This window comes from Chromobacterium alkanivorans (assembly GCF_016937655.1).
GTDB lineage: Bacteria > Pseudomonadota > Gammaproteobacteria > Burkholderiales > Chromobacteriaceae > Chromobacterium > Chromobacterium alkanivorans.
The window spans coordinates 1-22561 of sequence record NZ_JAFHKL010000013.1 but is presented as its reverse complement, the minus strand read 5'-3'; the positions used below and the strand labels follow the sequence as shown (position 1 = coordinate 22561).

The window sequence follows — 22561 nt, the reverse complement described above, 5'->3', positions numbered from 1 at the left end:
GTCAGACTTATCCACAGACAAGAGCAATGGGGCCAAGTTATCCACGGAAATGGCCCACTTTGCTAAACCACCTCTCTTAATTCAAAAAAGACCACCTCGTGTAGCGCCCAAGTGTCCCCTCGGGGCGCGCCGGAGAAAAAGGGGTCTGCAAGGTTTTAAGCGGCTGCTTTGTTTGAGCGATTTGACGCTAGCAAATCGCGAGTTCAGCCGCGCCTTGCAGGCCCCTTTTTCTTCGGGGTTTCGCGTCCTGGGGGACGAGGGGGGGATGAAAGGGGGCGGCGGCCCGCCCCCTTCCCGTTCGCCGCGCGGAAAGCGGCACCAAAAACATCATCCGCGCAGCGGATTCAACAGAATAGTCTCCACTCAACACAACGTGCTCATGGGGGAAAAGCACCTCGCAAAACCAGCCTCAAACCATCATCCACCCAACAGACTCAAACCCCATAAAAAAGCCCACGCGGGGCCTCCGCCCTACTCCATCACCCCATGCGCCCGATACGCCAGCCGCGTCTCCACCTCCCCAAACATATGATCCATGATGATGTCCCGCACCGCCGTCGCCGGTACCGCCCCCGGCGGCAAACTGTCCGGCAAGGAACTGATCATCAACGGACCGTGCTCCGGATTCAGGGTCGGCCGCCCGTGCGAGCCCTTCACCAGCGACGGGTCCAACGACACCACCTCCAACAGACTGCGCATGCCCAGCTTGCGCTTCAGCAAAGTCCAGCCGATGTCCAGCTTGGGCCAGCTCAAGGTCGGGTCCAGGAACAACTCCACCGGGTCGTAGCCCGGCTTGCGGTGGATATCCACCGTGCGGGCGAAATCCGGCGCGTGCGCGTCGTCCAGCCAATAGTAATAACTGAACCAGCGATCCGGCCGGCTCACCGCCACCAGCTCGCCTGAACGCGGATGATCCAGACCCAGCAAACGCTTGCCCGCCTGATCCAACACCATTTCCACCCCGTCCAGCTCCAGCAACAAGGCCTTCACCTCCGGCACCAGCTCCGGCTGGCGCACGTAAACGTGGGCGATCTGGTGATCCGACAGCGCGAAGGCCGCCGACGCGCCGCAATCCAGCTTGTCCTCGCCCTGCTCCTCGCGCACCTTGAGCCAACCGGCCATGCGCAGGATGCGGTTGATGGCGATGTCGTTGCTGACAGGAGTGACGCCGTACTCGGACAGCGCGATGACGCGGCAGCCGTCGCGGTCCGCCTGCTCGATCAACTCGCCGCACAACTGATCCACCGCCGCCACTTCCGCCGCCACGTCCGGATGATCCGGCCCCAGCCGCTGCAGGCAGTAATCCAGATGCGGCAGGTAGACCAGGGTCAGCGTAGGCTGGCGCGAGCGGTAGAGATGCAGCGCGCAGTCCGCGATCCAGCGGCTGGAGCGAATGTCCGCCGCCGGTCCCCAAAAATGGAACAGCGGGAAATCGCCCAGCTTTTGCCGCAGTTCCGCGTGCAGCTCCGGCGGGTTGCAGTAGAAGTCCGGAATCTTGCGGCCGTCGGCCTTGTAGATCGGGCGCGGGGTCACGCTCCAGTCCACGTCGGCGTACATGTTGTACCACCAGAACAACTGCGCGCAGCTGAAGCCGGCGTGCAGGCGCCGGGCTTCGTGCCAGAGCTTCTCGCCCTGGATCAAGGCGTTGTTCTGCTTCCAGAACAGCGGTTCGGCCAGCTCGCGCGAATACCAGCCGTTGGCGACGCAGCCGTGCGCCTGCGGCAGCTGGCCGGTCAGATAGGTGGCCTGGGCCGGGCAGGTCAGCGCCGGCGTCACCGCGGTGATCGGGCGCTGCGCGCCGCGCTCCGCCAGCCGGATCAAATGCGGCGCGTGCCGCAGCAGCTGCGGCGTCAGCCCCACCACGTTCAGAACGAGAGTGCGTTGCATGATGTCAGTCCACAATGTCCACCTGCGGATTTTGGCCGCGCAGCACGGAGTTGCCCTGGTACAGCCGGCGCTGGTCCACCGCCAGCGGGCTGTTGGCTTCTTCGATGTCCAGACGGCCGCTCTGGGCGAAGAAGTCCAGCGGATTGCGCCAGACTATGGTTTCGATGTCGCGCTCGGCGATGCCGGCGGCGCGCATCGCCTCCACGGTCTTGGGCACTTTCAGCGGGTCGCTGACGCCCCAGTCGGCGGCGCTGTTGATGATGATGCGTTCGCTGCCGTACTGGCGCACCAGCGCCACCATCCTCGGTTCATCCATCTTGGTGTTGGGGTAGATGGAGTGGCCGGCCCAACAGCCGGAGTCCAGCACCAGCGGCAGGGTCTCTTCGGTGTTGTGGTCGATCAGCACCCGCTCCGGCGCGATGCCGCTGTCGCGCACCAGCGCCAGGCTGCGCAGGGTGCCGGCCTTTTTGTCGCGGTGCGGGGTGTGCACCAGCGCCGGCAGGTCGAACGCTATCGCCAGCTCCAGCTGGCGGGCGAAGTAATGTTCCTCGGCCGGGGTTTCGTCGTCGAAGCCGATTTCCCCCACCGCCACCACGCCGTCCTTGTCCAGATAGCGCTCCAACAGCGCCATCACGCCGTCGGCCACGTCCGGGTTGTTGGTTTCCTTGGGGTTGAGGCCCAGGGTGCAGAAGTGGCGGATGCCGAATTGCGCGGCGCGGAAGCGCTCCCAGCCCAGCAGCGACAGGAAGTAGTCGTCGAAGCTGCCGACGTGCCGCCGCGGCTGGCCCATCCAGAACGCCGGCTCCACCACCACGCTGATGCCGGCCCGGCTCATCGCCTGGTAGTCGTCGGTGGTGCGGGAGGTCATGTGGATGTGCGGATCAAACATTTTCATGATGCAGTCCTTGCAGTAGGAAAACGACATCGTCGGACACGCTGCGGCCGGCGGCGCGGCGCTCGCTGGCGTAGGCGGCCACCATTTGCTCCAGCTCCGGGCTCCAGCGCCGCTCCAGGCCGGCGATATGCCGCGCCGGCGCGCCGGTGAACAAGGCCTTGAGCACCAGCTGGTTGAAATTGAGATCGGGAAACTGCTGCGCCGGATAGGCGTTGTCGCAGGCCAGCGCCTGGAACACGCCGGCCACGTGGCTGCGGCTGGCGTCGGTGGCCAGCGCCAGCCAGCCTTCCGGCCTGGGCAGCAGGATCAGCGCCTTGACCACCGCCTGCTGTTCCAGGCTGTCGCCGCCGCGATACAGGTCGAACGCCAGCGCCGGGCCCGCGCCGGCGGCCAGGGCGCGCAGCAGCAGCAGCGCGCGGCCGGCGTCGCCGGGCGACCAGGCTTCGGCCGCCAGCACCTGCTGGGCCTGCAAGGCCTTGATCGCGGCCTTGGGCAGCAGGGTCAGCGCCGCCAGTTGCCGGTTGGCCACGCTGAACAAGCGGCGCGCGGCGGCGGGCTCCGGTTCGGCGGCGGTCAGCCGGCGACAGGCCTCCAACCACACCAGCGCCTGAGCGGCGTTGTGGCGGTCCGCCGCGTCCAGCAGGCTGGCGTGCAATTGGTCCGCCAGCATGGTTTGCGTTTCCATCGCGCAGATTCTCCGTTCAAGTGCCCGGCACCCGGCGTTGCCATGTCCGGGTCAGCCAGGCGGCCAGAACCGCCAGCGCCGCCCACTGCGGCAGGCCGGCGGCGGCGATGAACAAGGCGTCCGCCAGCGAGATGCCGGCGATCAGGCCGCCGACGGCGCGCGGCATGTCGCGGCCGGGCCCGGGCCAGGCCAGCCGCAGGCAATGCGCGCTCCAGCCCAAGCTGAGCAACAGGAAGGGCAGCGCCCAGGGCTGGAACGGTTGGCTGAGCAGGTAGAGCGGCGGCGCGGCCAGGCCCAGCAACGGCGCCAGCCGGCCCGGCCGGGCGCGGCCTTCCTGCTTGGCCACATAGGTCAGCGCGATCAGATAGGCCAGCAGCGCCAGCGCCGCCAGCAGCAGCGGGCCGGACAGCGCGCCGGCGCCCAGCGCCAGGCCGCTGATCAGATAGACCTGCATCCGGCACAGGCCCATCAGCAGCGGGCTCAAGGGGTTGCGCTTGTGCCAGAGGTCGTAGAGCACCACGGTGGCGGCCAGGCACAGGCCGGCCAGCAAGGCGGACAGGCCCAGCGCCGCCAGCAGGGCGACGCCGACGAGCAATTGCGCCGAGCCGGCCAGCAACACCAGCCGCGCCGACACCAGCCCGGCGGGGATGGGCCGCTCCGGCCGCTCGCGCGCGTCGATGTGGCGGTCGCAGACATCGTTCAGATACATGCCGGCCACGTAGATCAGCGATAGCGACAGCAGCAGCAGGGCCAGCGGACCGCCGGCCGCGGCGTGGCCGGACAGCACGGCGCCGGCGAGGACGTTGCTCCACACCGTGGGCAGGTTGGACACCCGGCCCAGCCGCAGCGCCAGCGACCAGATCCCGGCCACGCGCCGGCGGGTCTGGCGCGCGTGCCGCCGCGACAGCCTCCGCCGAGCGCTGGTCTTGGGAATGGGCAGCGCGCGCTGGCCGCTCATCGCAGCTGGCCCTCCGCCCATTGCAGCTCGCGGCAGATCGCCTCGCCCAGGTCGCCCTGGCGGTGAGCCGGCGGCAGCACGCCCCAGCTATAGGTTTCCACTTCCAGATGGCTGCTCAGCGGCCGTTGGCGTTGCAGCGCCAGCAGCCGCGACAGGAAGTCCTGGGTGCTGGCGAACGGCCCCAGCGCGGCGTGGCAGATGGGCACGTGGAAGTGGATGCGCCATTCATCGGCCGGCTGTCGCGGCAGCGCCGCCAGCGCCGCCGGCAGGTCCGGGTAGCGCCACAGCTCGTCGCCGCGCCGCGCCACCACTTGGTGCAGATAGGTGTCTTCGGCGAAGGCGCGCAGCGCTTCCGCCGCCATCCGGTCCGGCCGGGTCACGCGCAGGCCGGCGCTGAGCTGCAACTTGGCGATGGCGATGCCGGCCTGATCCAGCCGCGCCACCGCGTCTTCCGGTTGTTCGTACTCCACCGCGGCGTGGCAGGCGTCCAGGCACACGCCCAGGTGGCGGCGCACGATGGCTTCGGCCTCCTCGCGCTTGACGCCGCACCATTTGGCCACCTGGTTGAGCGCGGCCCGGCTCAGGAGGTGCAGTTCGAAGAAGGCGACCGCGTCTTCGCTGGTGGCCAGCAGGCAGTCCGGCTCAGGCTCCAGCGCCAGCACGATACGGCGGCCGCTGTCCTGGCGCAGCCGGTGCAGGAAGGCGGCGTGCTCCAGCAGATGGGTGGCGATCCACAGCGCGCCGCTGCCGTCTCCGCTCAGGTGCTGGCGATAGCCGCCGGGCACGGTGCTGACGCTGCCGTACTCCAGTTCCGGCGGCAGCAGCCCGGCCAGCAACCCGGCCAGCCGGTTGCTGTAGATCAGCCGCTGCGGGTCACGCCAGTCCGGCAAATAGACCGCGTCCTTCACCGCCTGGCGGTGGAAGGCGCCGAAGGGGAAGCCGTTGACGGTGAACACATAGCATTGGTGCTCGGTCAGAAAATCACGGAATTCCGCCTGCGCCGGCGGCTCTTCCAATTGCCGCGCCGCCAGCGCGGACAGCCGCAGGCCCAGGCCGAACGGCCGGTCCGGCGCCACCCGCGCCTTGATGCGCGGCAGGTGGAAGCCCAGCTGAGCGCGCATTTCCTGCCAGCTTTCGCCGGGATGGATATTGCTGCAGTAGCTCATGTGGACGGCGGGCAAATGGGGGGCGGACAGACTGTCCGCCTGTTGTTGGGGGTCAAGCAGCAACATGGTCATCGCTCCTGTCGCGCAGCCAGTCTATGGCCGCGTTCATCCGATCCGCGTCGATGGCGTGCACTTCCACCCCCTGCCCCAGGCGCTGCAGCAGGGTGATGGTCAGATCGCCGCCAAGGTGTTCGCGGAACTCATCCAGCCCGGCCAGCACCTGGCGGCGCTCGCCGTCGCGCCAGTCCAGCGCCGGGTGCCACAGCGCGAAGCCCAGCCGCAGCAGCAGCCGGTGCAGGCTGAGCTGGGCGGCTTCGCGCAGCAGGCCGGCCAGCACCGCGTAGCGGCAGTCCAGCGCCAGGCCTATCGCCACCGCTTCGCCGTGGCGCAGCGCGTAACCGCTCAGCGCTTCCAGCTTGTGCGCGGCCCAGTGGCCGAAGTCCAGCGGCCGGGCGCTGCCGAATTCAAACGGGTCGCCGCCCTGGCCGATGTGGTTCAGGTGCAGCTCGGCGCAGCGCCGTATCATCCATTGCATCGCCTCGTCGTCGCCGGCGGCCAGCGCTTCGGCGTTGGCGTCCAGCCAGTCGAAGAAGGCGCGGTCGCGTATCGCCGCCACTTTCACCGCCTCGGCGATGCCGGCGATGCGGTCGCGCCGCGGCAGGCTGGCGATGAAGTCGTAGTCGTTGAGCACGGCGAACGGCGGCGCGAAGGCGCCGAGGAAATTCTTGGCGCCGAAGGCGTTGATCGCGGTTTTGACGCCGACGCCGGAGTCGTTCTGCGCCAGCACGGTGGTGGGCATGCGCACCACGCGCACGCCGCGGTGGGTGGTGGCCGCGGCGAAGCCGGCCATGTCCAGCAGCGCGCCGCCGCCGACGATGACCAGGCAGCTGTGGCGGTCGACATGGCATTGCTGCAGCCAGCTTTGCAGCGCGAACAGCTGTTCCGGATCGTTCTTGCACGCCTCGCCGCCCGGCGCCAGCCGCGGCGGCGCGGCCAGTTCCAGCGCGGCGCGGTGGCGGCGGGCGTAGCGCTCGAAGGCGGCGGGCAGCTGCGGGTGGGCGGCGGCCACGTCCTGGTCTATCAGCACCACGAAGCGGTGCCGCCGTTCCGGTTCCCGCCGGCAGATGGCTTGCCGCAACAGCGGGTTGCCGGGGTCGCTCAGCAGGCCGCGTCCGAAATACACAGGGTATTCGAACGGCACGCTGAAGCGCTGCATGGTCATGGCCCCGGCGCTGCGGCCGCTTGCGGCGTCGCCGGGGTCTGGCTTGCTGACGGGCAGTGGCATGGCTGTGCTCCTAAAAATCCGCGGCGGCCGCGACGCGCGGACGACGATGACGAGATGGCAAACGCGGCCCGGCATCGGCCGGACCGCTCTGACTGGCTTTCGCTGCGCTCGGCGCGGCTGGCGCGGCCCGTTTCAGGCCCGAGCCAAGACGCGCCGCAACGCGGCGTCGGCTTTGCTGCCGACGGTTCTCAATCGCTGGTATCCATGCCTCCCTGGGTGTTGACGTAGCGATAGCTGGGCCCGGCCGTCTGCGTGCTGCCCGGCGCAACCGGCGTTTCCATCAGGCTGACCGCCTGCACCTTGAGGTCGTACATCAGGCCGATGGCGGTGTCGATACGCTTGGGCTCGCCGTTGAAGGCCTGGTGCAAGGCGTTGAGCAGGCTGCTGTAGCTGTAGGCGAAGGCTTCCACTCTCACCTTGGCCTGGGTGTTGTCCTGGTAGTCGTAGTCCTGCGGATTGGACACCATCGGATAGACCCCGGCCGGGTCGTAGGGCACTTCCGCGCCGGCGTAGGCGTAGCCGCCGTCCGGGGTGCTGACGATGCGGCGGCCGTAGTAGATTTCGCCGAACTTGTAGTAGTGCGCCGGGTTGCCCGGCGACTGGTTCGGATTGGTGCTGGTGCCCTCGCCTTCGACGATGATGATGTTGATGGCGTGCAGGGCGCTGGCCACGTCAGTAATGGGAAACAGCCGCTCCGGCGAGAACCAGCCCAGCACCTGCTTGGGCACGGTGGCCGGAATGAAGATGCCGTCGCCCAGTTCCTTGATCTTCTTCTTGATCGCGTCGTAGAACTCGCCGATGGTGGCGTAGTCCGGCTCGTCCTCGGCGGCGAGCTTGGGCGTTTCCACCGGCACCGGGTCTTCCGGCTCTTCGATCACCATGAAGGTGTTGAACACCAGCTCCTTGGAGAACGGTTCAATGCCGACGATGAAGTCCTCGCCGCCGATGGACATCGGCAAGGGCCCCGGATATTTGGGGATGAACGGCGGCTTGTTGATCTGCGGATGGCCGCCGATGGCGATCAGGATGTTGCCGGCGATACACATGTGCAGCATTTCCTGCATCACGATGCTGTGGATCAGCTGGCGGATTTCCACGTTGTAACCCGGCTTCAGCGAAAACATCGCGGTCAGATAGGGCGGAATGGTGGCGTGCTCCAGCTCCACCGCGTTTTGCAGGTAATAATGCAGTTCCGCCGCGGTCTTGGCGGCGCGGATGCCGTGGATGATGCTGCGTTGCAAGCGAATCATGGCCTGTTCTCCCTCAATCCTTCGACGACGCGGCTTTGCGCTGCGCCTGGCGTTGCAGCACCACCGCGGTCTTGCCGGCGATTTGCAGATCGTCCAAGACCACCGTCACCGCATCGGTGTCCACCGCCTGTGGCGCGGGCACAGCGGCGGCCTGGAGCGGCGGCGTGCCCTTGAGCGGTTTGCCCTGGGCGTCGGTGCGCCGCAGCCACTTGAGGATGATGGCGCGCTTGTCGTCGGACAGGTCGCGAGTCACCGGCATGTGGTTGGGATCGCTCATCGGCAAGGAGAACGCCAGTTTGAGGATGTCGACATGGCGCACCACCGAGTCGTAATCGCCCAGGTCAACCACGTGCTTGCTCATGATGGGATAGAGGTTGCCGTACTGGACGAAGATGGGCCGGATATCGTCGTACCAGGTGGGGTGCTCCGGCTCCGGCACGCGGTTGAAGGCCAGCACGCTGACGAAGTTCCAGTAGTTGCTGACGTAGTCCGGCGGCTGCAGCTGCAATTGATAGCCGATGCCGTAGAGCTGGCCATCGATATAGCCGCGCGGATTGCCCGGCCCGGCCGGGATCGCGCTGATCAGCGCGCGGCCGTGGCCGCTGTCGTTGGTGTGGAAGGAGGCGGGATATTGCACCGCGTCCGCCGGCACGCTGATCCGGGGCGGCAGCACCGGCTTGTTGTCCGGCGGCGACGGCGGCAGCGGCTGGCCGCCGCCCATCAGGGTGGCGCCCTTGGGCAGCAGTTCCACGTTCACCTGGGCGGACAGCGGCTGGCCGTAGCGGCTGGCGAAGAAGCTGACCGGCAGCTGCTGGCCGGCGTTCAAGCGCAGCACATGGTCATCGGAGCGCACATAGAGGCCGTCGATGGATTCTTGCACCAGCACTTGAAAGCCGGAGCCGGACGGGCTCAGCAGCAGCAGCGGACAGGCTTCCAGCGCCTGTCTGGCGCCGGGGATGGCGGCGTAGTCGAAGTCCTGGATCGCCGCGGTCTGGCGGAACCACGGCGATGGTTCATCGCTGGCCGCCGCGCCCGCCGGCGGCGGGTCGTAGGCCACCTGGCCCAACACGATGACCTGGTCCTTGGCCAGGCTGCCGCTGATCGGCGCGTGCGCCGGCTGTTTCAGCACCGCTAGCGTCAACGGCCCCAGATCGACGAAGGCGCCGCTGGCGTCGACGATGGGCAGCGCGTTGCCGAAGTCCGCGGTCAGAGTCTGGCGGTCCGGGTGGTTCTTGCACTGGAAGCAGTACACGCCGCCGGAGGGCACCAACGGGTAGGCGTCGGGGTCCTGGTCCAGTTGCGCGGTCATTTGCCGGCCCAGCACAAAGTGCTTGGGCTCGCGCTCGTGGTAGGGGCCGATGGTGCCGACAATATGGCCCTGGGTGTAGCGCGGGATGGACGGATCGCGGCCGTAGCCGAACAGATTGAACTCGATGGCCAGCAGGCCGTGCTGGCTGGCCTTGCGCATCGCTTCCAGCACCGGCGAGTGGCTGTGCCCGTGCCATTGCACGTTTTCCAGGATGGACTGGTAGTTGGCGGCCAGCAGTTGGTCGGAACGGACGCCCTGCTGCTGGCGCAGCCACAAGTTCATGAAGCCCACCGGCAGCATGTCGCCGATGAACAGCGCGCGTTCGACATTGTCGGTGAGCCGCACTTGCAGCGCCCAGATCTGCGACACCATCTGCTGTTGCGGATCCAGATCCGCCATCTTGCCCGGCGCGCGCTGGTCGGCGTTCTCCATCGCCATGCCGATGATGGGGTCCTGCGCGCTGCTGGTGATGGGCTTGCCGTTGAGACTGGCGCCGGTGACGCTGCAGCTGACGAAACGGAAAATGGCAGTGCCCTGCGGGTTCCAGCCACCGTCGCCGCCGGAGGTGGACAGCTGCTGATATTGCTCCTTGAAGGCGTCGGAATCGTAATAGCAAACGTTGTTGTTGACGGTGGACACATCCGACTGGAAGTAGCCGGAAAAGTGAATGCGGGGGGAGTCGAGATAACTCATGGCGATTCCTTTACGGCTGCAGGGTGGCCCAGCTTGGGTCGGGTTGGGCGTTGGCCTTGTCGGCCGCCGGCGCGTCGGCCTTGCCCTTGTCCGGGCAATCGGTGGCGAACAGGCAGCACCATTCCGGCTTGGCCGGGCACATCTCGGCCACCTTCATCCAGGTCTGTTTCGGGTCCGGCTTTTGCGCGCGGAAATTGCTGTAGTTCTGGCTGACCATGGGCGCGTCCGGCGGCGAGCCGGGATCGCCGGAGAAGAAGAAGGACTGCGGGTGCCGGTACGGCGCGCCCTTGCCGCCATCGCGGGTCGCTTGCTTGTAGAAGGCGTAGCCGAACAGGATGCTGCCCGGCTGCACTATCCGCGAGTACGCCTGGACGCTGCCGTTCAGGTGAGTGCTCTGCTCGGCGTTGTACGGCAGGTGCTTGATGAAGTCGCGGCGCGGCGGGTGGTTGTCCAACGAGAACTGGCAGCATTGCGGCGTGCCCTTGGGCCGGTCCGCGTAGCGCAGGAAGTAGGCCTTGTTGCCCAGCGACACGAAGGAGCAGCTGTATTGGTTGCTGCCGGGGAAGATGGGCAGGCAGCGCTTTTCATAGTGCTCCATCATCGCGCCGCGGCCGTCGCCGTCCGCCGGCACGTAGCTGGCGTCGTAGTAGCTGGCGCCGTAGGAGGTTTCGTAGTCCTTGCCCTCGCTCATGCCGGCCGGCGGCGAGGCGTAGGGCGGCGGATATTGCTTGATCGCCGCCTGATTGAAGATGCGGTACATGGTCCAGTCGCTGACCCACCACTCGGGGAACAGCGGATCGCTGGGTTCGCCGGGCTTGCGCGGATAGACGCAGCTGCCCGGCAACAGACAGCCGACGGTGTTGTGCACGCCGCCGGTGTAGTAGCTGTGACGCCCCGCCGGCGTGCTCTTCAAGGCCTTGAGCGCGGCGGCCGCGGACGCGTCCGGCGTGTCGGCGGCCTGGACGCCGGCGGCGGCGCAGGCCAGAAGCAGCCACCCCCAGCGCGCGCTGGCGGTGACGGACTGTTGCAATGACATCGATCGTGCTCCTTGTATTGGAACCCCCGGTGCCATCCGCCCCCTTGGCGGCCGTTCCCTTGCCGGCGCGCTACGGACGGCGCCGCTTCACGGGCGGCTGACCCGCCCTCCCTGATGCAGCGCACTACGTATAGTCACTTAGTATTAACACACATCAAAATACATGCTTTTATCATGACTTGTAAGTGTGGTTATAGCCGGCGGCGGATCAGTCGCAAAGGAAAATGTGAAATGCGGACTAAAACGGCGCGGCCGCCGCGGTCCCTGTTCCGGCCTTGACCCCAGGCGCGGCGCTGGACGACAATCCTCAACGCGCCGCGTTCCCGGCGCCGGGAACGCGGCCCGCGCAGGCCGGCAAGCCGCCCCGCCATGGACTTGCCCGCTTCCGATCGGTCCCGGACAGGCTGCGCCGACATCAATTGGAAACTCTCATCATGGCCCTCCCCCTCACTCCCTCCGCCGCCGAAGGCAAACCCACCCATCAGCTGGGACAGGCCATCGCCCAATTGCAGGCGCTGCGCCAGCAACACGCGGAATTGGGCATGCTGGACGCGGTGATAGACGAGTTGAGCCGATGCCATCAATCCATACGCCAGATCGCCAGCCGCCATCTGGTGGAACTGGACGCCGCCAACAGCAGCCTGAGCGCGGCCCTGCAGTTGCTGTGGCAGGGCGAGGGCGGCGGGCCCCACGACAGCCACCTCGCCTTCATGCTGGAGCCGCTGCACGCGATGCAGTTGAACGCGGCCAGCGAGTTGAATCGACTGCTCTAAGAACCTGTTCAAAGTCTGCTGCGCTTCGTGAAGCGTTGCACGGTGAGTACGAACTCAAAATGCTCATGTACCCCTCGACCATTCCGCTTTTTCGCTAGTTTTCGCCTTGTCTTGCCCTTACTTGCGAGACTTTGAGCAGACTCGAAGAACCTTGGTGCAAGACGCAAGCAAGCCCCGACGGCTCTCGCCGTCGGGGCTGTGTCGTTATGCGATGGCTGATCGCCGCCGCCGCACCTACGCCGGCCCGCCTGTCATGCCGCCCGGCGCCGGGTGCACGTGGCCAACCAGGCTCTTGCCGCTGGCCACCACGTCGCCGCCGGCGTTGTTGAAGCTGCCGCCGCTCTGGCTGATGCTGCCGGAGAAGCTGGCGCCGCTGCCGCCGGAACCGTTCAGGCCGCCCTGGTAGGTGAGCAGGCCCTTGACCAGCAAGGTGCCGCTGATCTCGGTGGCCGGCGCGTCTATGCTGACCTTGGCCCCGGCCTTGAGGATGATTTCCGCCCCGGCTTCCACCACCACCTTGTTCACCCCGCCGCTGACGGTGAGCTGGTGGGCGGCGCGGTCGTATTCCAGCGTCGCGCCGTCGGCGAAGCGGCGATGCCATTTGTCGACGCTGGCCACCGGCACCGCGTCGGCGGCGGAGAAAATGGCGCCCAGCACCACGCCGTCCTCGCCGCGGGCGTCCAGCAGCACCGCCACCTGCTCTCCGATGTCAGGCAGCCAGTAATCCTTGTCGCGGCCGCTCTTGCGGCTGAGCACCGGCAACCAGGCGGTGCGCAGCCGCCCCAACTCCGGCAGCCGCACGCGCACGCGCTGGGTGTTGGCGTCCACGGCGGAGACGCTGCCGAACTTGAGGGTGGCCAGCGCTTCCGGCAGGGGTACGTCGGTCATGGGGTTTTCCTTTTCTCTTGGGCGACGCCGGCGGCCACCCGTTTCAATTCCAGTTCGCAGACATAGCCGTCCTGGCGGCTGATGCGATGGCTGGCGCGCTGGATCTGATAGCGACCGGACAATTTGCCGAAGCCGTCCAGATCGATGTTGCTGCCGGCGGCCAGTTGCGGCGAGCCGTCCACGGTGATGGACATGCGAGTGCGGTCCAGCTGGCGGCGCTCCAGCTCCGCCGCGGCCATCTGCTCGGCCTGACGCTTGCCGGCGGCCTTGCGGGTGAGCTTGACGGTGTCCGCGCTGCTGGCCTTGCCGCCCGGCGCCTTGGCGTCGGCGCGCACGCTGGCGGTGCGCAGCGCGCGCTTGGCCGGATCGTGGTAGCTGACGTCCACCTGGGCCGGCACCTTGCTGAGCTGGTCCTGCGCCTGCCAGGCCATCAGCTGGGCCGGGGTGTAACGGCGCACGCTGGCGCTCTGCATCAGGTCGCTGCGCTTCCAGAACACCAGCTTGCGGTTGTTGTCCATCACCTTGCAGACATAGCCGTGCTGATCCGCCACCCGCTGCAGGAATTGCAGATCGGTCTCGTGGTACTGGGTCAGCCGGTCTATGTTCACCGCCTCGATCTTGCCCTGCAGCTTCATCCGGTGGCGCTTGGCGATGCGCTGGGCCAGCGCTTGCAGCGTGATCTGCTCATAGGCGCGGCCGTTCTTGGTGCGCAGCGGGTGCTGCACGCCGGTGGCCAGCGCGCGGATGCGCACGGTGGACGGCGGCGAGCGGTATTCCACTTCGTCGATGTCGAAGCTGCCCGCCGCCACCAGCGCCGCGCCGCGATAGCCCAGTTTGAGCGCCAGCGTGGCGCCCTTGTCCGGATACCAGCCGTCCAGCCAGCGGCCGTCCACGTCCTCCAGTTCCACGTCCAGCTCGTCGGATTCGCCGCTCAGATGGTCGGTGTAGCTGACGCTGAGCGCGTGGCGGGCGATGTCGGCGGTGATGGATTTGCCGTTGTAGCTGAGTTCGAAGGCCGGCGTCGGCACCTCTTGCGCGCGGCTGTCGCTCATGAGCGCCTCCACGGCGGCAGCTGTTCCAGCGCCTCGCTGTCGGCGGCTTCCAGCACCGGGATGGCCAGGATCAGGCCGGCGGGCAGGGTTTCGCCTATGGGGATGTGGGCGTTGTTGGCGATCAGCTGCGCCATCTGGCCGACGTCGCCGTAATAGCGCCAGGCGATCTGGTCCCAGCGTTCGTTTTCTTGAGTCACATGGTTCAGGAACATGGCGTCACCTCAGAATGCGCCGCACCGCGGCCTTGGCGGCCAGGCCGGCCAACGGCTCGGCCAGATCGCGCAAGGCTACTTCGGCGCGGCCGTTGATTGTTTCGCAGGCGGCCAGCTTGTCCAGCACCTGGCCGGCCTGGGTGCCGGCCAACAGCCGGCCCATCGCGGTCATGTTCAGCTTGGCCTGCTGCAGGCTCTGGCCGACGCGCACCGCGTCGCCGGCCAGCTTGCTGTATTGCTCGAACTTGGCCATCTGCTCGGCGCTGACTTGCAGACCGGGCGCCAGCGCCTGCACCTCCTTGAGCAGGCCGGGCAGTTTTTCCAGCGCCGCGGCCGGGTCGCGGCCGGCCAGCTGGCGCAGTTCGCGCGTGGTGTTGATCACGGTCTTGACCTTGCCCACCACGCTTTTGACCTGGGCCACGGTCTTGGCCAGGCCGGCGATGTCGGCCTTGAAGCGCTCCAGCCCGGCAGGCAGCTTGAGCTTGCCGGCGGGCAGGCTGGCGGCGGCCTTGGCCAGCGCCGGCTTGGGCTTGGGCGGCGCGTCGCCGCCGTACTCGCGCAGGCTGAGCTGGGCCTCCACCGCCAGCAGGCTGCCGCTGCGGTCGGTCTGGCGGCCGGTGCTTTGCAGCTCGGTGATGACGAAACGGCCTTTGTAATCGCCGTTGCCCAGCACCAAGGCCAGCGCCTGGTGCTGCTGGCGTGCCGCCTGCAGTTTTTGCAGCTCCTCGTCCGGCTGGCAGTAGGCAGCATGCAGCACCAGGTCGATGCGGATTTCATCCAGCTTGTCGCCGACGAATTGCAGCACCGGCTTGCCGCCGATGCGGCCGTGCTCGGCGAAATCGCTGCCGCTGCGCTGTTCCAGGCCGTCGAAATAACTGATCAGATCAAACTCGATATTGCCCAGTACCGCGTACATGGGTAGCCCTCCGAATGGGTGGAAAGAGGAGCCGGCGCGCGGGCGCGCCAGGCTCCGCGGCTTTTAGAGAGCCTGGGTACGATGCTGCGAGCAAGAGCGAGACAAGGCGAAAACAGCTGAGAAAGCGGAATGTACAAGTGGTACATGAGCATTTCGAAGGTGTACTCACCGTGCCACGTCTCACGAAGCGCAGCTGAATCGCACGCAGGTTCTCAAGCGCGGGCGCTATAGCTGCGCCGTTGCCGGTCCGCCTCGTAACGCCGCATCAGGCGTTCGAACTCGGCGAAGGACAACTGCACCGCCTGTTGCACCTGCTGCTTCACGCCTGCCGGCGCGCCGGCGTTGACGGTGATGTGCGGCGCAAAGGTGACGTTCATGCCGCCGCCCGCGCTCTTGGCCGGAGCCCTGGCCGCCGCGCCGCCCTGCTGCAGGCGTTGCAGCTGCTGACTGCGCGCCTGGATCTGGACCCGGGCCTGCGCTTGAGCCTGGACCGCAGGAGTGGCGCCGCCCGCCGCCGGCTTGGCCTTGCCGGGCATCGGCGCGCCGTGGATGGCGTTGCCCACCTTGCCGCCGGCCCATTCCCCGGCGTACTTGCCGGCAAAGTGGCCGATGACGCCGCCAACCAGGGTGCCGACGCCGGGCAGGATCATGCTGCCGATGGCCGCGCCCATCGCCGCGCCGCCGATGGAGCCGCCGGCCCTGCCGCCTATCTTCCAGTACTCCTTGTTCTTCTCGGTCTGGCTGCGATTGGACTTGCTGACGTTCCAGGCCTCCTGGCCAGCCTCCATCACCGTGATCACAGAACCGGCGATGCCGGCCTTGAGCAGGCCGCCGCTGCGCTTGAACACTTCCTTGCCGATGCCGAGACCGGTCTTGGCCACGCCGACGCCGGTTTTCAACAGCGGGGCCGCGCGCTGGGCCACCGTCCTGGCCAGCTTGGCCGCGCTGCCGATGCCGCCGCGCGCCAATCCGGGCAGACGCTTCAGCCCTGCGCCAACACGGCTGGCCGCGGAGCCCGCCGCCTTGGCCGCGCTTTGCGCGCCGGCCTTGGCCTTGCCCGGCAGGCTTTTGAGCCAGTCTCCAGTCTTCTGCAAGCCCCCGCGCAGCATGCCCGGCACTTGCTTCAGCGCAGCACCCAGGCCTTTCAGGCCGGCCTTGGCCACGGCCGCGCCGCGTCGGAACACCTCGCCGATGCCGCCGGGCAGGCCGCGGCCCTTGGGCAAGCGCCGCGGACGCGGGCCCGACTTCGGACGCGGTTTTGGCTCCGGTTTTGGCTCCGGTTTCGGACGCGGCTTGGGCCGGGGCTTGGGACGCCGCTCCTTGCGGCCGCGCTCGCGCCTGTCGTTCTTTTTCTCCTTGTCGCGCTTGTCTTCCTTCTTGCGCTCGTCCCGCTCCGGGTCCATGCCGTCGCCGGGCTTGTCGATGTCGCGCGTGGCCGGCTGGCAGCAACAGCAGCAGTTCTCGGGCTTGGCCGCCATGCAGTCGCCCGGCTTGTCGGCCTGGCTCTGGCTGGCGCCGGGCTTGTCCGCTTCGCTCTGGGCGGCGCCCGGCTTGTCTTCCTTGAACCATTCGCCGCCGGCGGCCCACAGCTTGCTCAGCAAGCCGCCCTTGGTGTCCTGATAGCGGCGCAGCGATTTGCCCACCTTGTCGCTGATCTCGCCGGCCTTGGTCGCGCCGTCCTCCAAGGCCTTCACCGAGCCGAGCAGGCTTTCCACGCTGGGCAGCTTGCCGCGCAAAAGCGGATTGAGCTTGCCGTGCACATAGCGCAGCGCCTTGTTGCCCAGGCCTTGCGACAAGGTCTTGTGCACGGTGCCGGCCGCCTTGGCCACATCGCGGCTGATGCCGCCCACCTTGTCGTTGAATTCGATCAAGGGCGTGGCGTCCGGCGCCGGCAGGCCTTGCAATAGGCGGATGGCGGAACGGATCTTGCCGCCGCCGGCCTTGCCCTTGGCCGCCGTACCGCCCGGCTTGCCCGACGCGGCCGCCTTGGCGCCGTCTTCTTTCAACAGCGCCTCGCTGGCGGCGGCGATCTTGGCCAGCACATTGCCCGGGGTGTCGGCGTAACGGCGCAGCGCCTGACCCACCCTGGCGGCGCCCTTGGCGACGGCGGCGCCGCCGTCGCGGGTGCTTTCCAGCGCGCCCAGCATGGTGTCCACGCTGGGCAGCTTGCCGCCCAGCAAAGGATTGAGCTTGCCGTGCACATAACGCAGCGCCTTATTGCCCAGGCCTTTGGATAGGACTTCGTGGGTTTTGCCGGCGGCGTCGGACAACCAGCGCGAGGACAGCTGAACGGCGTCGGCCACGCCTATCCATCGCTGGATGCCGGGCGTGCGCAAACGCTTGAGGGTGGATTCGAGATCGGGCGGCGCGTCCTTGGACTTGCCGTCGTCGTCGCCGCGCGGGGTCGGCCGCTTGGGCGCGGTCGGCGGGCGCGGATTGCAGGTGGCGTCTTTTTGCCGCTCCTGGCTTTCCTTCACCCGCTGTTCCACTTCGATCACCGCCTTGACCTTGACCGAGGCCTGCAGCTCGACGCGGCACTTGGCCACCAGTTCGCTGACCTGGGACACGCCGGGCAGGGCGAGCTTGACGCCCCGGCCGCGCTTGACGCTGTCCAGCCAGGCGTCGTGCCGCTGGCGCAGGCGGTCCAGCGTCAGTTCCAGCTTGCGGTGGTCGCGCTCCAGCTGCGGCAGATCCAGCGCGGCGAAGGCCTTGCGGGAGCGCTCCACGCTGTCGCTCAGCTCGCGCTGGCGATCGCGCAGCCGCAAGCTGGTCTTGCCCAGTTCGTCCAAGGAGGCGCGGGCGGAGCGGAAGGCGTTGTCGAAGACCCCGGACAGCGTCGCTCCCACCTTAAGACCGATGAAAAACTCGCTTACCATGGTGTTAGCCTGTGAGTGTGAGGGGAAGGGCCGCCAGGCCAGCGCCGGCGGCTCCGGATGGGGCCGGCGGCCGTCCGGACGGACGAGCCGGCCCCGGGCCGCGCGAACGCGCGGCGCAGGAAACCATCAGTCTCGATCCAGCCACTGCTGGTCGCGCTCGTGACGGCGCTGGATCTCTCGCTCCGCCACCTCGCACCAGAACCAGTAGTCGTCCATCGCCAACGCGTCGATTTCCGACGGCGGCAGGCCGAGCACGGTCAGCAGCGCTTCGTCGAACTCCTTAAGCGTCGTCGGAGACGCCCACCATGTCGCGAAAGCAGTCCGCCAGCGCGCGGCTGTCGGCGATGTCGAGCTGGTCGATGTCTTCCAGGGTCAGGCCCGTCATGCGCGCGAACAGGAAGTCCTCCTGGTCCGCGTCATCCTGGCTGTGATGGCTGGCGGCCTTGAGATCGGCGCGCTTCAGGCGGCTGATTTCCAGGCTGTCCAGGCGTTCGCCGGCGGCGTTGGTGAACGGGTATTTGAGTTTGATCTTCATGTGAGCTCCTTGGTCGCAGGCTGCGTGGTTGATGAGCTTCATTGTCCGGTTTGCGGCCCGGCGGGTCTGTTAAAGCCCTTTAGGGAAAGGCTTGAAAGCCCCGGCCGGCTTGCAAAGCAGTGGACCGCCGCGGCTCAGGCGGACCCGGCTAAGCCGGGCCCGGCCTGTTGCGCGCGGAAACCTGCCGGCAAGCCGGCCGGCGGCCGGCCCTGGATCAACCGCCGATGTTGCGGCGGTACAGCTCCAGCATGTCGTTGCCGCCCACCCGGAAGATATTGGCCAGGTAGTCCAGCTCCAGCACGTCCTCGCCGTCCACTACCTGCTTGATGTAGGTGGCGGAGAAGGAGGAGCTGAAATCGGCGTTTTCATGCTGTTTGTAGGTGCCCAGCGGGTTCTTCTTGAACATCACGGTCAGGAAGGTCACCAAGCTGACCTGCTGCAGGCGGCCCTGCGCGCCGTAGGTCTCGATGCTGGAACGGGCTTGCAGTTGCACCGCCTGGAACGGATTGGCGATGATCTTGGCCACGTCCTTGTACAGCGAGTTCCACTTGATCTCGCCCTCCAGCTTGTCGAAGCCGGCCGGCAGCTCGATCTTGCCCACCATGCCCAGCGCCTTGTGCTCCTGCATGATGGCGGACACGTCCGGCAGCTTGATCTCCTCGGCCCGGCCCAACAGCGAGTTGCCGTTGATGTAGATGTTGGCGTTGGTGATGCGGTTGATTTCAATCTTGCCTGCCATGATCAATTGCCTCCCTTCAGGCTCAACAGGTATTCCGAGGTGATCTCGGTCTCAAAGGTCAGACGTTCCAGCGGCGGCGGCACCGTGTACTTGTAGCTGATCAGCAGATGGCCGGCGGCCAGCTCGGTTTCCGGGTTGCGCGCCGCGTCGAACCAGGCTTTGAAGCCCAGCAGCGCGCCGTCGCCGATCAGCTTGCGGCCATAGCCGTTCACCGACTCCACCAGCGCGTCGATGGTGGCCTGGTTCAGCGGCATGTCGATGAACTGCTGGCTGAAATAGCGGATCGACTCATTGATCACGTCGCCGGTGCGGCGCACGTTCTCGAAGTTGCGCATATGGCTGACGGTGGGCCAGGCCGCGGTGCGGTTGCCCCACAGGCGGAAGCCGGAGCCGAAGCTGGAGAACACCGTGGTGATGCCCTGCTCGTTCAGCAGGTTCACCTCGGACTGCGGATCGTCGATCATCGCGGTCAGCTGACGCTCCACGCCGATCACGCCGGCCAGCTCCTGATTGGAGCTGGACCACCAGAAGCCCTTGTCGTTGTCCACCTTGGCGCGCAGGCCGGCGGCGCGGGCCGACAGCGGCTCCAGACGGGTGTCGTTGGTCGCCGGGTCGTACACCTTGATGTGCGGGTAGCACAGGCGCACGCGGTCGCTGGAGGTGTTGAAGTTGATGCCGCCGGCCGGGCCGCGTCCGGCTTGCGCCTGGGCGAAGCTGGTGCCGATGGGCGCGTCGACGTAGGCGATGGCGTCCAGCTTGTCGGCCATGGCCGCCATCGCGCTGGCCACCGAGTTCTGGGTGCAAAAGCCCGGCGCGATCAACAGCTTGGCGAAGAAGCCGAAGCGGTTGTAAGTGTCCTGCAGCGCTTTCAGACCGGTGCGGTTGCCGGCGGCGTTGACCGCGCCGATGATGTCGGCGGCGGTGACCTTGTTCGGATCGGCGTAATCGTAGCTGACCTTCAACACCGCGCCGGCGGCGATGACGCCGTCCTTCAAACGGGTGATCTTGCCGTTGACCGCGTCCAGCAGGTAGTCGGTGCCCGCCGTGTAAGCGGTGGCGCCGTCGGCGCTCTTCACCACCGCGTTCAGCAGCGCCGCCTTGGCGGTCTTGCCCTGGCCGGTGGCCGCGTCCAGCGTCACCGCCTCGCCGGCCACCGCGCTTTTATGCACGGCCGGGTCCAGCACGTTGATCACCACCACGGTGCCGGCGCCGTGATCGTAGATCGCGTTCAGCGCTTGCGGAATGGTGAAGCCGGCCAGTTGCGGGCCAAAGGCCGCCGCGTCTTTTTCCGACAGGCACAACACCGGGGTATTGGCCGCTTCCGGCGCCAGCGGCGCGGTGCCGATCAGGCCGATCACCGCCGATTTGACGGTGCGAACCGGACGCGCGCCGCGTTCGACTTCAATGGTTTCCACGCCATGCAGATAATTGGCTGCCATGCTCAAGCTCCTTGTTCAGCGCTAGGGGACGTCGACGCCGCCGCTTGCGGCAACGGGCTCAGGTGCTGCAGGGCCAACAGCATGCGGGTGTAATCGTGCTGTTCCGGCATCTCCACTTCCGCGCCGGGAAACAACATGATTTCCTGGCCGTCGGCCAGAGTGACGCCGCTGATCGGCCCGGAATACAAGTACTTCATGATTGCTCCTCCTTAGTGACTGCGGTTAACACAGGCTCATGCCCCGGGGCCGCCTCCGCCACCTGCAAGGTGTCGGCGGCCAGCGAAATGGCGTAACGGGCGATGCCGTCGCTGAAGCCCAAAAAGGTTTCGCTCGACAAGCAGGCGGGTCGGCAATCCGGCGCGGAGAATCCCAGGCAGGCGCGCCGCGCCGCGTCCAGCGCTTCCGTATCGTTGACTTGCGCGCCGGCGCGCCGCAGCAGCAGCGTCAGCTCCAGCTGCAGCGTGCGCAGCTGGCAGACTCCGGCCACATCTCGCGGCAAGGCGAATTGGCTGCCGCGGTAGCTCAACAAGAGCGCGCCTTGCGGATGTTCAAGCCGGTAATCGGCCGGCGCGGCGCAATGCTCGACGTTCAATGACGGCAAAGCGCTGCGCAAACGCGCCAACAGCGCGTCAACAATTTGGGAAGTGCTGGCCACGGACGGGCTCCTGGACATCGAGGGAAGAAAGGCGAGATCACTCGCAATGGCGGTTGCCGACGGCGCCTGGCCATCGAACGAGGGCAAGGATGCGCCATCGCCCCCGTTGCGGTCTTTTAACCCTCTTTACAGAAAGCCGGACCGCGCCGGCGCTGACAGCCGTCATCCGGGCCGCGCGCGCGCGGACGGCGATAATGTCCGTCATCGATACCGCCGCCAAAGGACACAGCCATGCAAGCACGCTTTCGCAGCAAAGGACCGGAACTGCTCGTCGACCTGGCCCAGCACGTGGCCATGACCTTGAAACAACTCGCCAACACCGAGCAGCAACAAGCGGAGCAACTGGGCCAGGAAATCGCCGAACGCATGGCCAAGCACTGGGGCGGACAGAACATCTACTTCCCCATCGGCCTGTCCTACAAATCCTCGCTGCGCGACCAACAGATCTACCGCGAATTCACCGGCGGCAACCACGCCGAACTGGCGCGCCGCTACGGCGTCTCGCTGCAATGGATCTACAAGATCGTCAAGACGGAACGGCAACGGGAACTGGAGCAACGCGCCGCTCAGGCCGGCTGAGCGCGCGGCCGGCCGCATTCATGCAAAAAGCCGCTCGCCGGAGACCCGGGAGCGGCTTTTTTATCGCCATATTTTAAACAATATCAATTTAATACAGGCTGTATTTTAAATATTTATAGCGATTTTCTATTAGACATAGCTTTAACATATTAATTTTTTGCTGGAATCAATCTGGATACCGCCTATACCTAGAAGGCCACACCACTACAACGACCGCCAGAGTCGTTGGGAACAAGCTCATTCGATCAAACGGGGTATCCATATGAAACATTCAGCGCCTCTTGCCGCCATGGCATTCCTATTGCTGTCGTCAGCCTCCTACGCCGCCGGCGGCGTCATCCTCTTCAGCGGCCGCATCGTCGAGGCCCAATGTCCGCTGGCGCTGGACGCGCCCAGCCGCGCCAACGGCCCCAGCCAACTGATCGTCGGCAAATGCAAAGCGCCGGTTCACATCGAAGCCATCACCGCCAACGGCGAGTACCTGCCGGTGCGGGCCAACGCCGACGCCCAATCCAGCAGCCAGGCCGCCGCCAACGGCTATGATCTGGATCGCAGCGCCGGCCGGCGCAGCTTCAGCATCGCCACGCCCAAGGGCAGCCAGCGCGGCCAATTGGTGGTCAGCTATTATTGAACGCCAGACGCAACAAAGCCTCCCATGGGGAGGCTTCTTTGTTCCAGCGCCGGCGGGCGGCGCAATGCGTAAAGCCCAGCTCGTATGAGCTGGGCTTCGCAA

23 protein-coding genes are annotated in these 22561 nt (G+C 66.8%); 3 read left to right on the top strand and 20 right to left on the bottom strand.

The genetic code is table 11. The annotated features are described in order from the left end of the window. Nucleotides 1-471 precede the first annotated feature (471 nt). The 9 genes from JW897_RS19900 to JW897_RS19860 all read right to left on the bottom strand — a co-directional run bounded on the left by JW897_RS19900 (nt 472) and on the right by JW897_RS19860 (nt 11164). Nucleotides 472-1887: an alkaline phosphatase family protein gene (locus JW897_RS19900; protein ID WP_205467370.1), complete on the bottom strand. Its 1416-nt coding sequence runs from the start codon at nt 1885-1887 to the stop codon at nt 472-474. Nucleotides 1888-1891: 4 nt separating this feature from the next. Beyond that, nucleotides 1892-2782, bottom strand: coding sequence for a TatD family hydrolase (locus JW897_RS19895; protein WP_197083148.1), 891 nt, complete (start codon nt 2780-2782; stop codon nt 1892-1894). Next, nucleotides 2769-3467, bottom strand: coding sequence for an EboA domain-containing protein (locus JW897_RS19890; protein ID WP_053077552.1), 699 nt, complete (start codon nt 3465-3467; stop codon nt 2769-2771). Before JW897_RS19890 ends, JW897_RS19895 begins: the two co-directional genes overlap by 14 nt. Nucleotides 3468-3483: 16 nt before the next feature. Further along, nucleotides 3484-4425, bottom strand: a complete 942-nt coding sequence (locus JW897_RS19885; protein ID WP_205467369.1) for a UbiA family prenyltransferase — start codon at nt 4423-4425, stop codon at nt 3484-3486. Continuing rightward, nucleotides 4422-5657: a metabolite traffic protein EboE gene (gene eboE, locus JW897_RS19880; protein WP_048416146.1), complete on the bottom strand. Its 1236-nt coding sequence runs from the start codon at nt 5655-5657 to the stop codon at nt 4422-4424. Before eboE ends, JW897_RS19885 begins: the two co-directional genes overlap by 4 nt. After that, nucleotides 5644-6876 (bottom strand): 3-dehydroquinate synthase, encoded by a 1233-nt coding sequence (locus JW897_RS19875; RefSeq protein ID WP_197083149.1) that lies wholly within the window; start codon nt 6874-6876, stop codon nt 5644-5646. The genes eboE and JW897_RS19875 overlap by 14 nt, the downstream gene beginning before the upstream one ends. Nucleotides 6877-7064: 188 nt before the next feature. Beyond that, nucleotides 7065-8126: a ferritin-like domain-containing protein gene (locus tag JW897_RS19870; protein WP_048416140.1), complete on the bottom strand. Its 1062-nt coding sequence runs from the start codon at nt 8124-8126 to the stop codon at nt 7065-7067. 13 nt (nt 8127-8139) lie between these two features. Further along, nucleotides 8140-10128 carry a hypothetical protein gene (locus JW897_RS19865; protein ID WP_048416141.1) on the bottom strand — a complete coding sequence of 663 codons (1989 nt, stop codon included), beginning with the start codon at nt 10126-10128 and terminating at the stop codon, nt 8140-8142. Between the two features lie 10 nt (nt 10129-10138). Further along, nucleotides 10139-11164 carry a hypothetical protein gene (locus JW897_RS19860; protein ID WP_205467368.1) on the bottom strand — a complete coding sequence of 342 codons (1026 nt, stop codon included), beginning with the start codon at nt 11162-11164 and terminating at the stop codon, nt 10139-10141. A gap of 434 nt (nt 11165-11598) precedes the next feature. Between JW897_RS19860 and JW897_RS19855 the strand changes: the two genes are divergently transcribed. Continuing rightward, nucleotides 11599-11937, top strand: coding sequence for a hypothetical protein (locus JW897_RS19855; protein ID WP_048416142.1), 339 nt, complete (start codon nt 11599-11601; stop codon nt 11935-11937). A gap of 234 nt (nt 11938-12171) precedes the next feature. Here the strand turns inward: JW897_RS19855 and JW897_RS19850 are convergent, their stop codons facing one another. The 11 genes from JW897_RS19850 to JW897_RS19805 all read right to left on the bottom strand — a co-directional run bounded on the left by JW897_RS19850 (nt 12172) and on the right by JW897_RS19805 (nt 21249). After that, nucleotides 12172-12825, bottom strand: a complete 654-nt coding sequence (locus JW897_RS19850; RefSeq protein WP_048416156.1) for a phage baseplate assembly protein V — start codon at nt 12823-12825, stop codon at nt 12172-12174. After that, nucleotides 12822-13877, bottom strand: a complete 1056-nt coding sequence (locus tag JW897_RS19845; protein WP_240352307.1) for a phage late control D family protein — start codon at nt 13875-13877, stop codon at nt 12822-12824. The genes JW897_RS19850 and JW897_RS19845 overlap by 4 nt, the downstream gene beginning before the upstream one ends. Continuing rightward, a complete protein-coding gene (locus JW897_RS19840) occupies nt 13874-14089 on the bottom strand; it encodes a tail protein X (protein WP_048416158.1) in 216 nt (71 codons plus the stop codon). The genes JW897_RS19845 and JW897_RS19840 overlap by 4 nt, the downstream gene beginning before the upstream one ends. Nucleotides 14090-14093: 4 nt before the next feature. Continuing rightward, complete coding sequence (locus JW897_RS19835) at nt 14094-15005, bottom strand: phage tail protein (protein WP_205467366.1); 912 nt, start codon at nt 15003-15005, stop codon at nt 14094-14096. Nucleotides 15006-15217: 212 nt separating this feature from the next. Then, nucleotides 15218-17881 carry a hypothetical protein gene (locus JW897_RS19830; RefSeq protein ID WP_205467365.1) on the bottom strand — a complete coding sequence of 888 codons (2664 nt, stop codon included), beginning with the start codon at nt 17879-17881 and terminating at the stop codon, nt 15218-15220. A 126-nt stretch (nt 17882-18007) separates the two neighbouring features. Further along, entirely contained in the window at nt 18008-18136 is a 129-nt protein-coding gene (locus tag JW897_RS24555; protein ID WP_255360667.1) for a hypothetical protein, read from the bottom strand. A 25-nt stretch (nt 18137-18161) separates the two neighbouring features. Beyond that, nucleotides 18162-18416: a phage tail assembly protein gene (locus tag JW897_RS19825; RefSeq protein ID WP_019101636.1), complete on the bottom strand. Its 255-nt coding sequence runs from the start codon at nt 18414-18416 to the stop codon at nt 18162-18164. A gap of 214 nt (nt 18417-18630) precedes the next feature. After that, nucleotides 18631-19155, bottom strand: a complete 525-nt coding sequence (locus JW897_RS19820; RefSeq protein WP_043592621.1) for a phage major tail tube protein — start codon at nt 19153-19155, stop codon at nt 18631-18633. Nucleotides 19156-19157: 2 nt separating this feature from the next. Next, complete coding sequence (locus JW897_RS19815) at nt 19158-20594, bottom strand: phage tail sheath subtilisin-like domain-containing protein (RefSeq protein ID WP_048416150.1); 1437 nt, start codon at nt 20592-20594, stop codon at nt 19158-19160. 2 nt (nt 20595-20596) lie between these two features. Continuing rightward, complete coding sequence (locus JW897_RS19810; protein ID WP_048416151.1) at nt 20597-20791, bottom strand: hypothetical protein; 195 nt, start codon at nt 20789-20791, stop codon at nt 20597-20599. Then, nucleotides 20788-21249, bottom strand: coding sequence for a Gp37 family protein (locus tag JW897_RS19805; protein ID WP_205467364.1), 462 nt, complete (start codon nt 21247-21249; stop codon nt 20788-20790). The genes JW897_RS19810 and JW897_RS19805 overlap by 4 nt, the downstream gene beginning before the upstream one ends. A 231-nt stretch (nt 21250-21480) precedes the next feature. Between JW897_RS19805 and JW897_RS19800 the strand changes: the two genes are divergently transcribed. Both JW897_RS19800 and JW897_RS19795 read left to right on the top strand, forming a co-directional pair. Next, nucleotides 21481-21828, top strand: a complete 348-nt coding sequence (locus JW897_RS19800) for a Mor transcription activator family protein (RefSeq protein WP_048416153.1) — start codon at nt 21481-21483, stop codon at nt 21826-21828. Between the two features lie 289 nt (nt 21829-22117). Further along, entirely contained in the window at nt 22118-22459 is a 342-nt protein-coding gene (locus tag JW897_RS19795; protein ID WP_205467363.1) for a hypothetical protein, read from the top strand. Nucleotides 22460-22561 lie beyond the last annotated feature (102 nt).

What these genes read in the sequence shown, in the direction of transcription:
- JW897_RS19835 (WP_205467366.1), bottom strand. Translation starts at nt 15,005, where the DNA reads ATGTACGCGGTACTGGGCAATATCGAGTTTGATCTGATCAGTTATTTC.
- JW897_RS19855 (WP_048416142.1), top strand. Translation starts at nt 11,599, where the DNA reads ATGGCCCTCCCCCTCACTCCCTCCGCCGCCGAAGGCAAACCCACCCAT.
- JW897_RS19830 (WP_205467365.1), bottom strand. Translation starts at nt 17,881, where the DNA reads ATGGTAAGCGAGTTTTTCATCGGTCTTAAGGTGGGAGCGACGCTGTCC.
- JW897_RS19825 (WP_019101636.1), bottom strand. Translation starts at nt 18,416, where the DNA reads ATGAAGATCAAACTCAAATACCCGTTCACCAACGCCGCCGGCGAACGC.
- JW897_RS19890 (WP_053077552.1), bottom strand. Translation starts at nt 3,467, where the DNA reads ATGGAAACGCAAACCATGCTGGCGGACCAATTGCACGCCAGCCTGCTG.
- JW897_RS19875 (WP_197083149.1), bottom strand. Translation starts at nt 6,876, where the DNA reads ATGCCACTGCCCGTCAGCAAGCCAGACCCCGGCGACGCCGCAAGCGGC.
- JW897_RS19865 (WP_048416141.1), bottom strand. Translation starts at nt 10,128, where the DNA reads ATGAGTTATCTCGACTCCCCCCGCATTCACTTTTCCGGCTACTTCCAG.
- JW897_RS19820 (WP_043592621.1), bottom strand. Translation starts at nt 19,155, where the DNA reads ATGGCAGGCAAGATTGAAATCAACCGCATCACCAACGCCAACATCTAC.
- JW897_RS19860 (WP_205467368.1), bottom strand. Translation starts at nt 11,164, where the DNA reads ATGTCATTGCAACAGTCCGTCACCGCCAGCGCGCGCTGGGGGTGGCTG.
- JW897_RS19840 (WP_048416158.1), bottom strand. Translation starts at nt 14,089, where the DNA reads ATGTTCCTGAACCATGTGACTCAAGAAAACGAACGCTGGGACCAGATC.
- JW897_RS19800 (WP_048416153.1), top strand. Translation starts at nt 21,481, where the DNA reads ATGCAAGCACGCTTTCGCAGCAAAGGACCGGAACTGCTCGTCGACCTG.
- JW897_RS19810 (WP_048416151.1), bottom strand. Translation starts at nt 20,791, where the DNA reads ATGAAGTACTTGTATTCCGGGCCGATCAGCGGCGTCACTCTGGCCGAC.
- JW897_RS19850 (WP_048416156.1), bottom strand. Translation starts at nt 12,825, where the DNA reads ATGACCGACGTACCCCTGCCGGAAGCGCTGGCCACCCTCAAGTTCGGC.
- JW897_RS19870 (WP_048416140.1), bottom strand. Translation starts at nt 8,126, where the DNA reads ATGATTCGCTTGCAACGCAGCATCATCCACGGCATCCGCGCCGCCAAG.
- JW897_RS19900 (WP_205467370.1), bottom strand. Translation starts at nt 1,887, where the DNA reads ATGCAACGCACTCTCGTTCTGAACGTGGTGGGGCTGACGCCGCAGCTG.
- JW897_RS19815 (WP_048416150.1), bottom strand. Translation starts at nt 20,594, where the DNA reads ATGGCAGCCAATTATCTGCATGGCGTGGAAACCATTGAAGTCGAACGC.
- JW897_RS19885 (WP_205467369.1), bottom strand. Translation starts at nt 4,425, where the DNA reads ATGAGCGGCCAGCGCGCGCTGCCCATTCCCAAGACCAGCGCTCGGCGG.
- JW897_RS19895 (WP_197083148.1), bottom strand. Translation starts at nt 2,782, where the DNA reads ATGAAAATGTTTGATCCGCACATCCACATGACCTCCCGCACCACCGAC.
- eboE (WP_048416146.1), bottom strand. Translation starts at nt 5,657, where the DNA reads ATGTTGCTGCTTGACCCCCAACAACAGGCGGACAGTCTGTCCGCCCCC.
- JW897_RS19795 (WP_205467363.1), top strand. Translation starts at nt 22,118, where the DNA reads ATGGCATTCCTATTGCTGTCGTCAGCCTCCTACGCCGCCGGCGGCGTC.
- JW897_RS19845 (WP_240352307.1), bottom strand. Translation starts at nt 13,877, where the DNA reads ATGAGCGACAGCCGCGCGCAAGAGGTGCCGACGCCGGCCTTCGAACTC.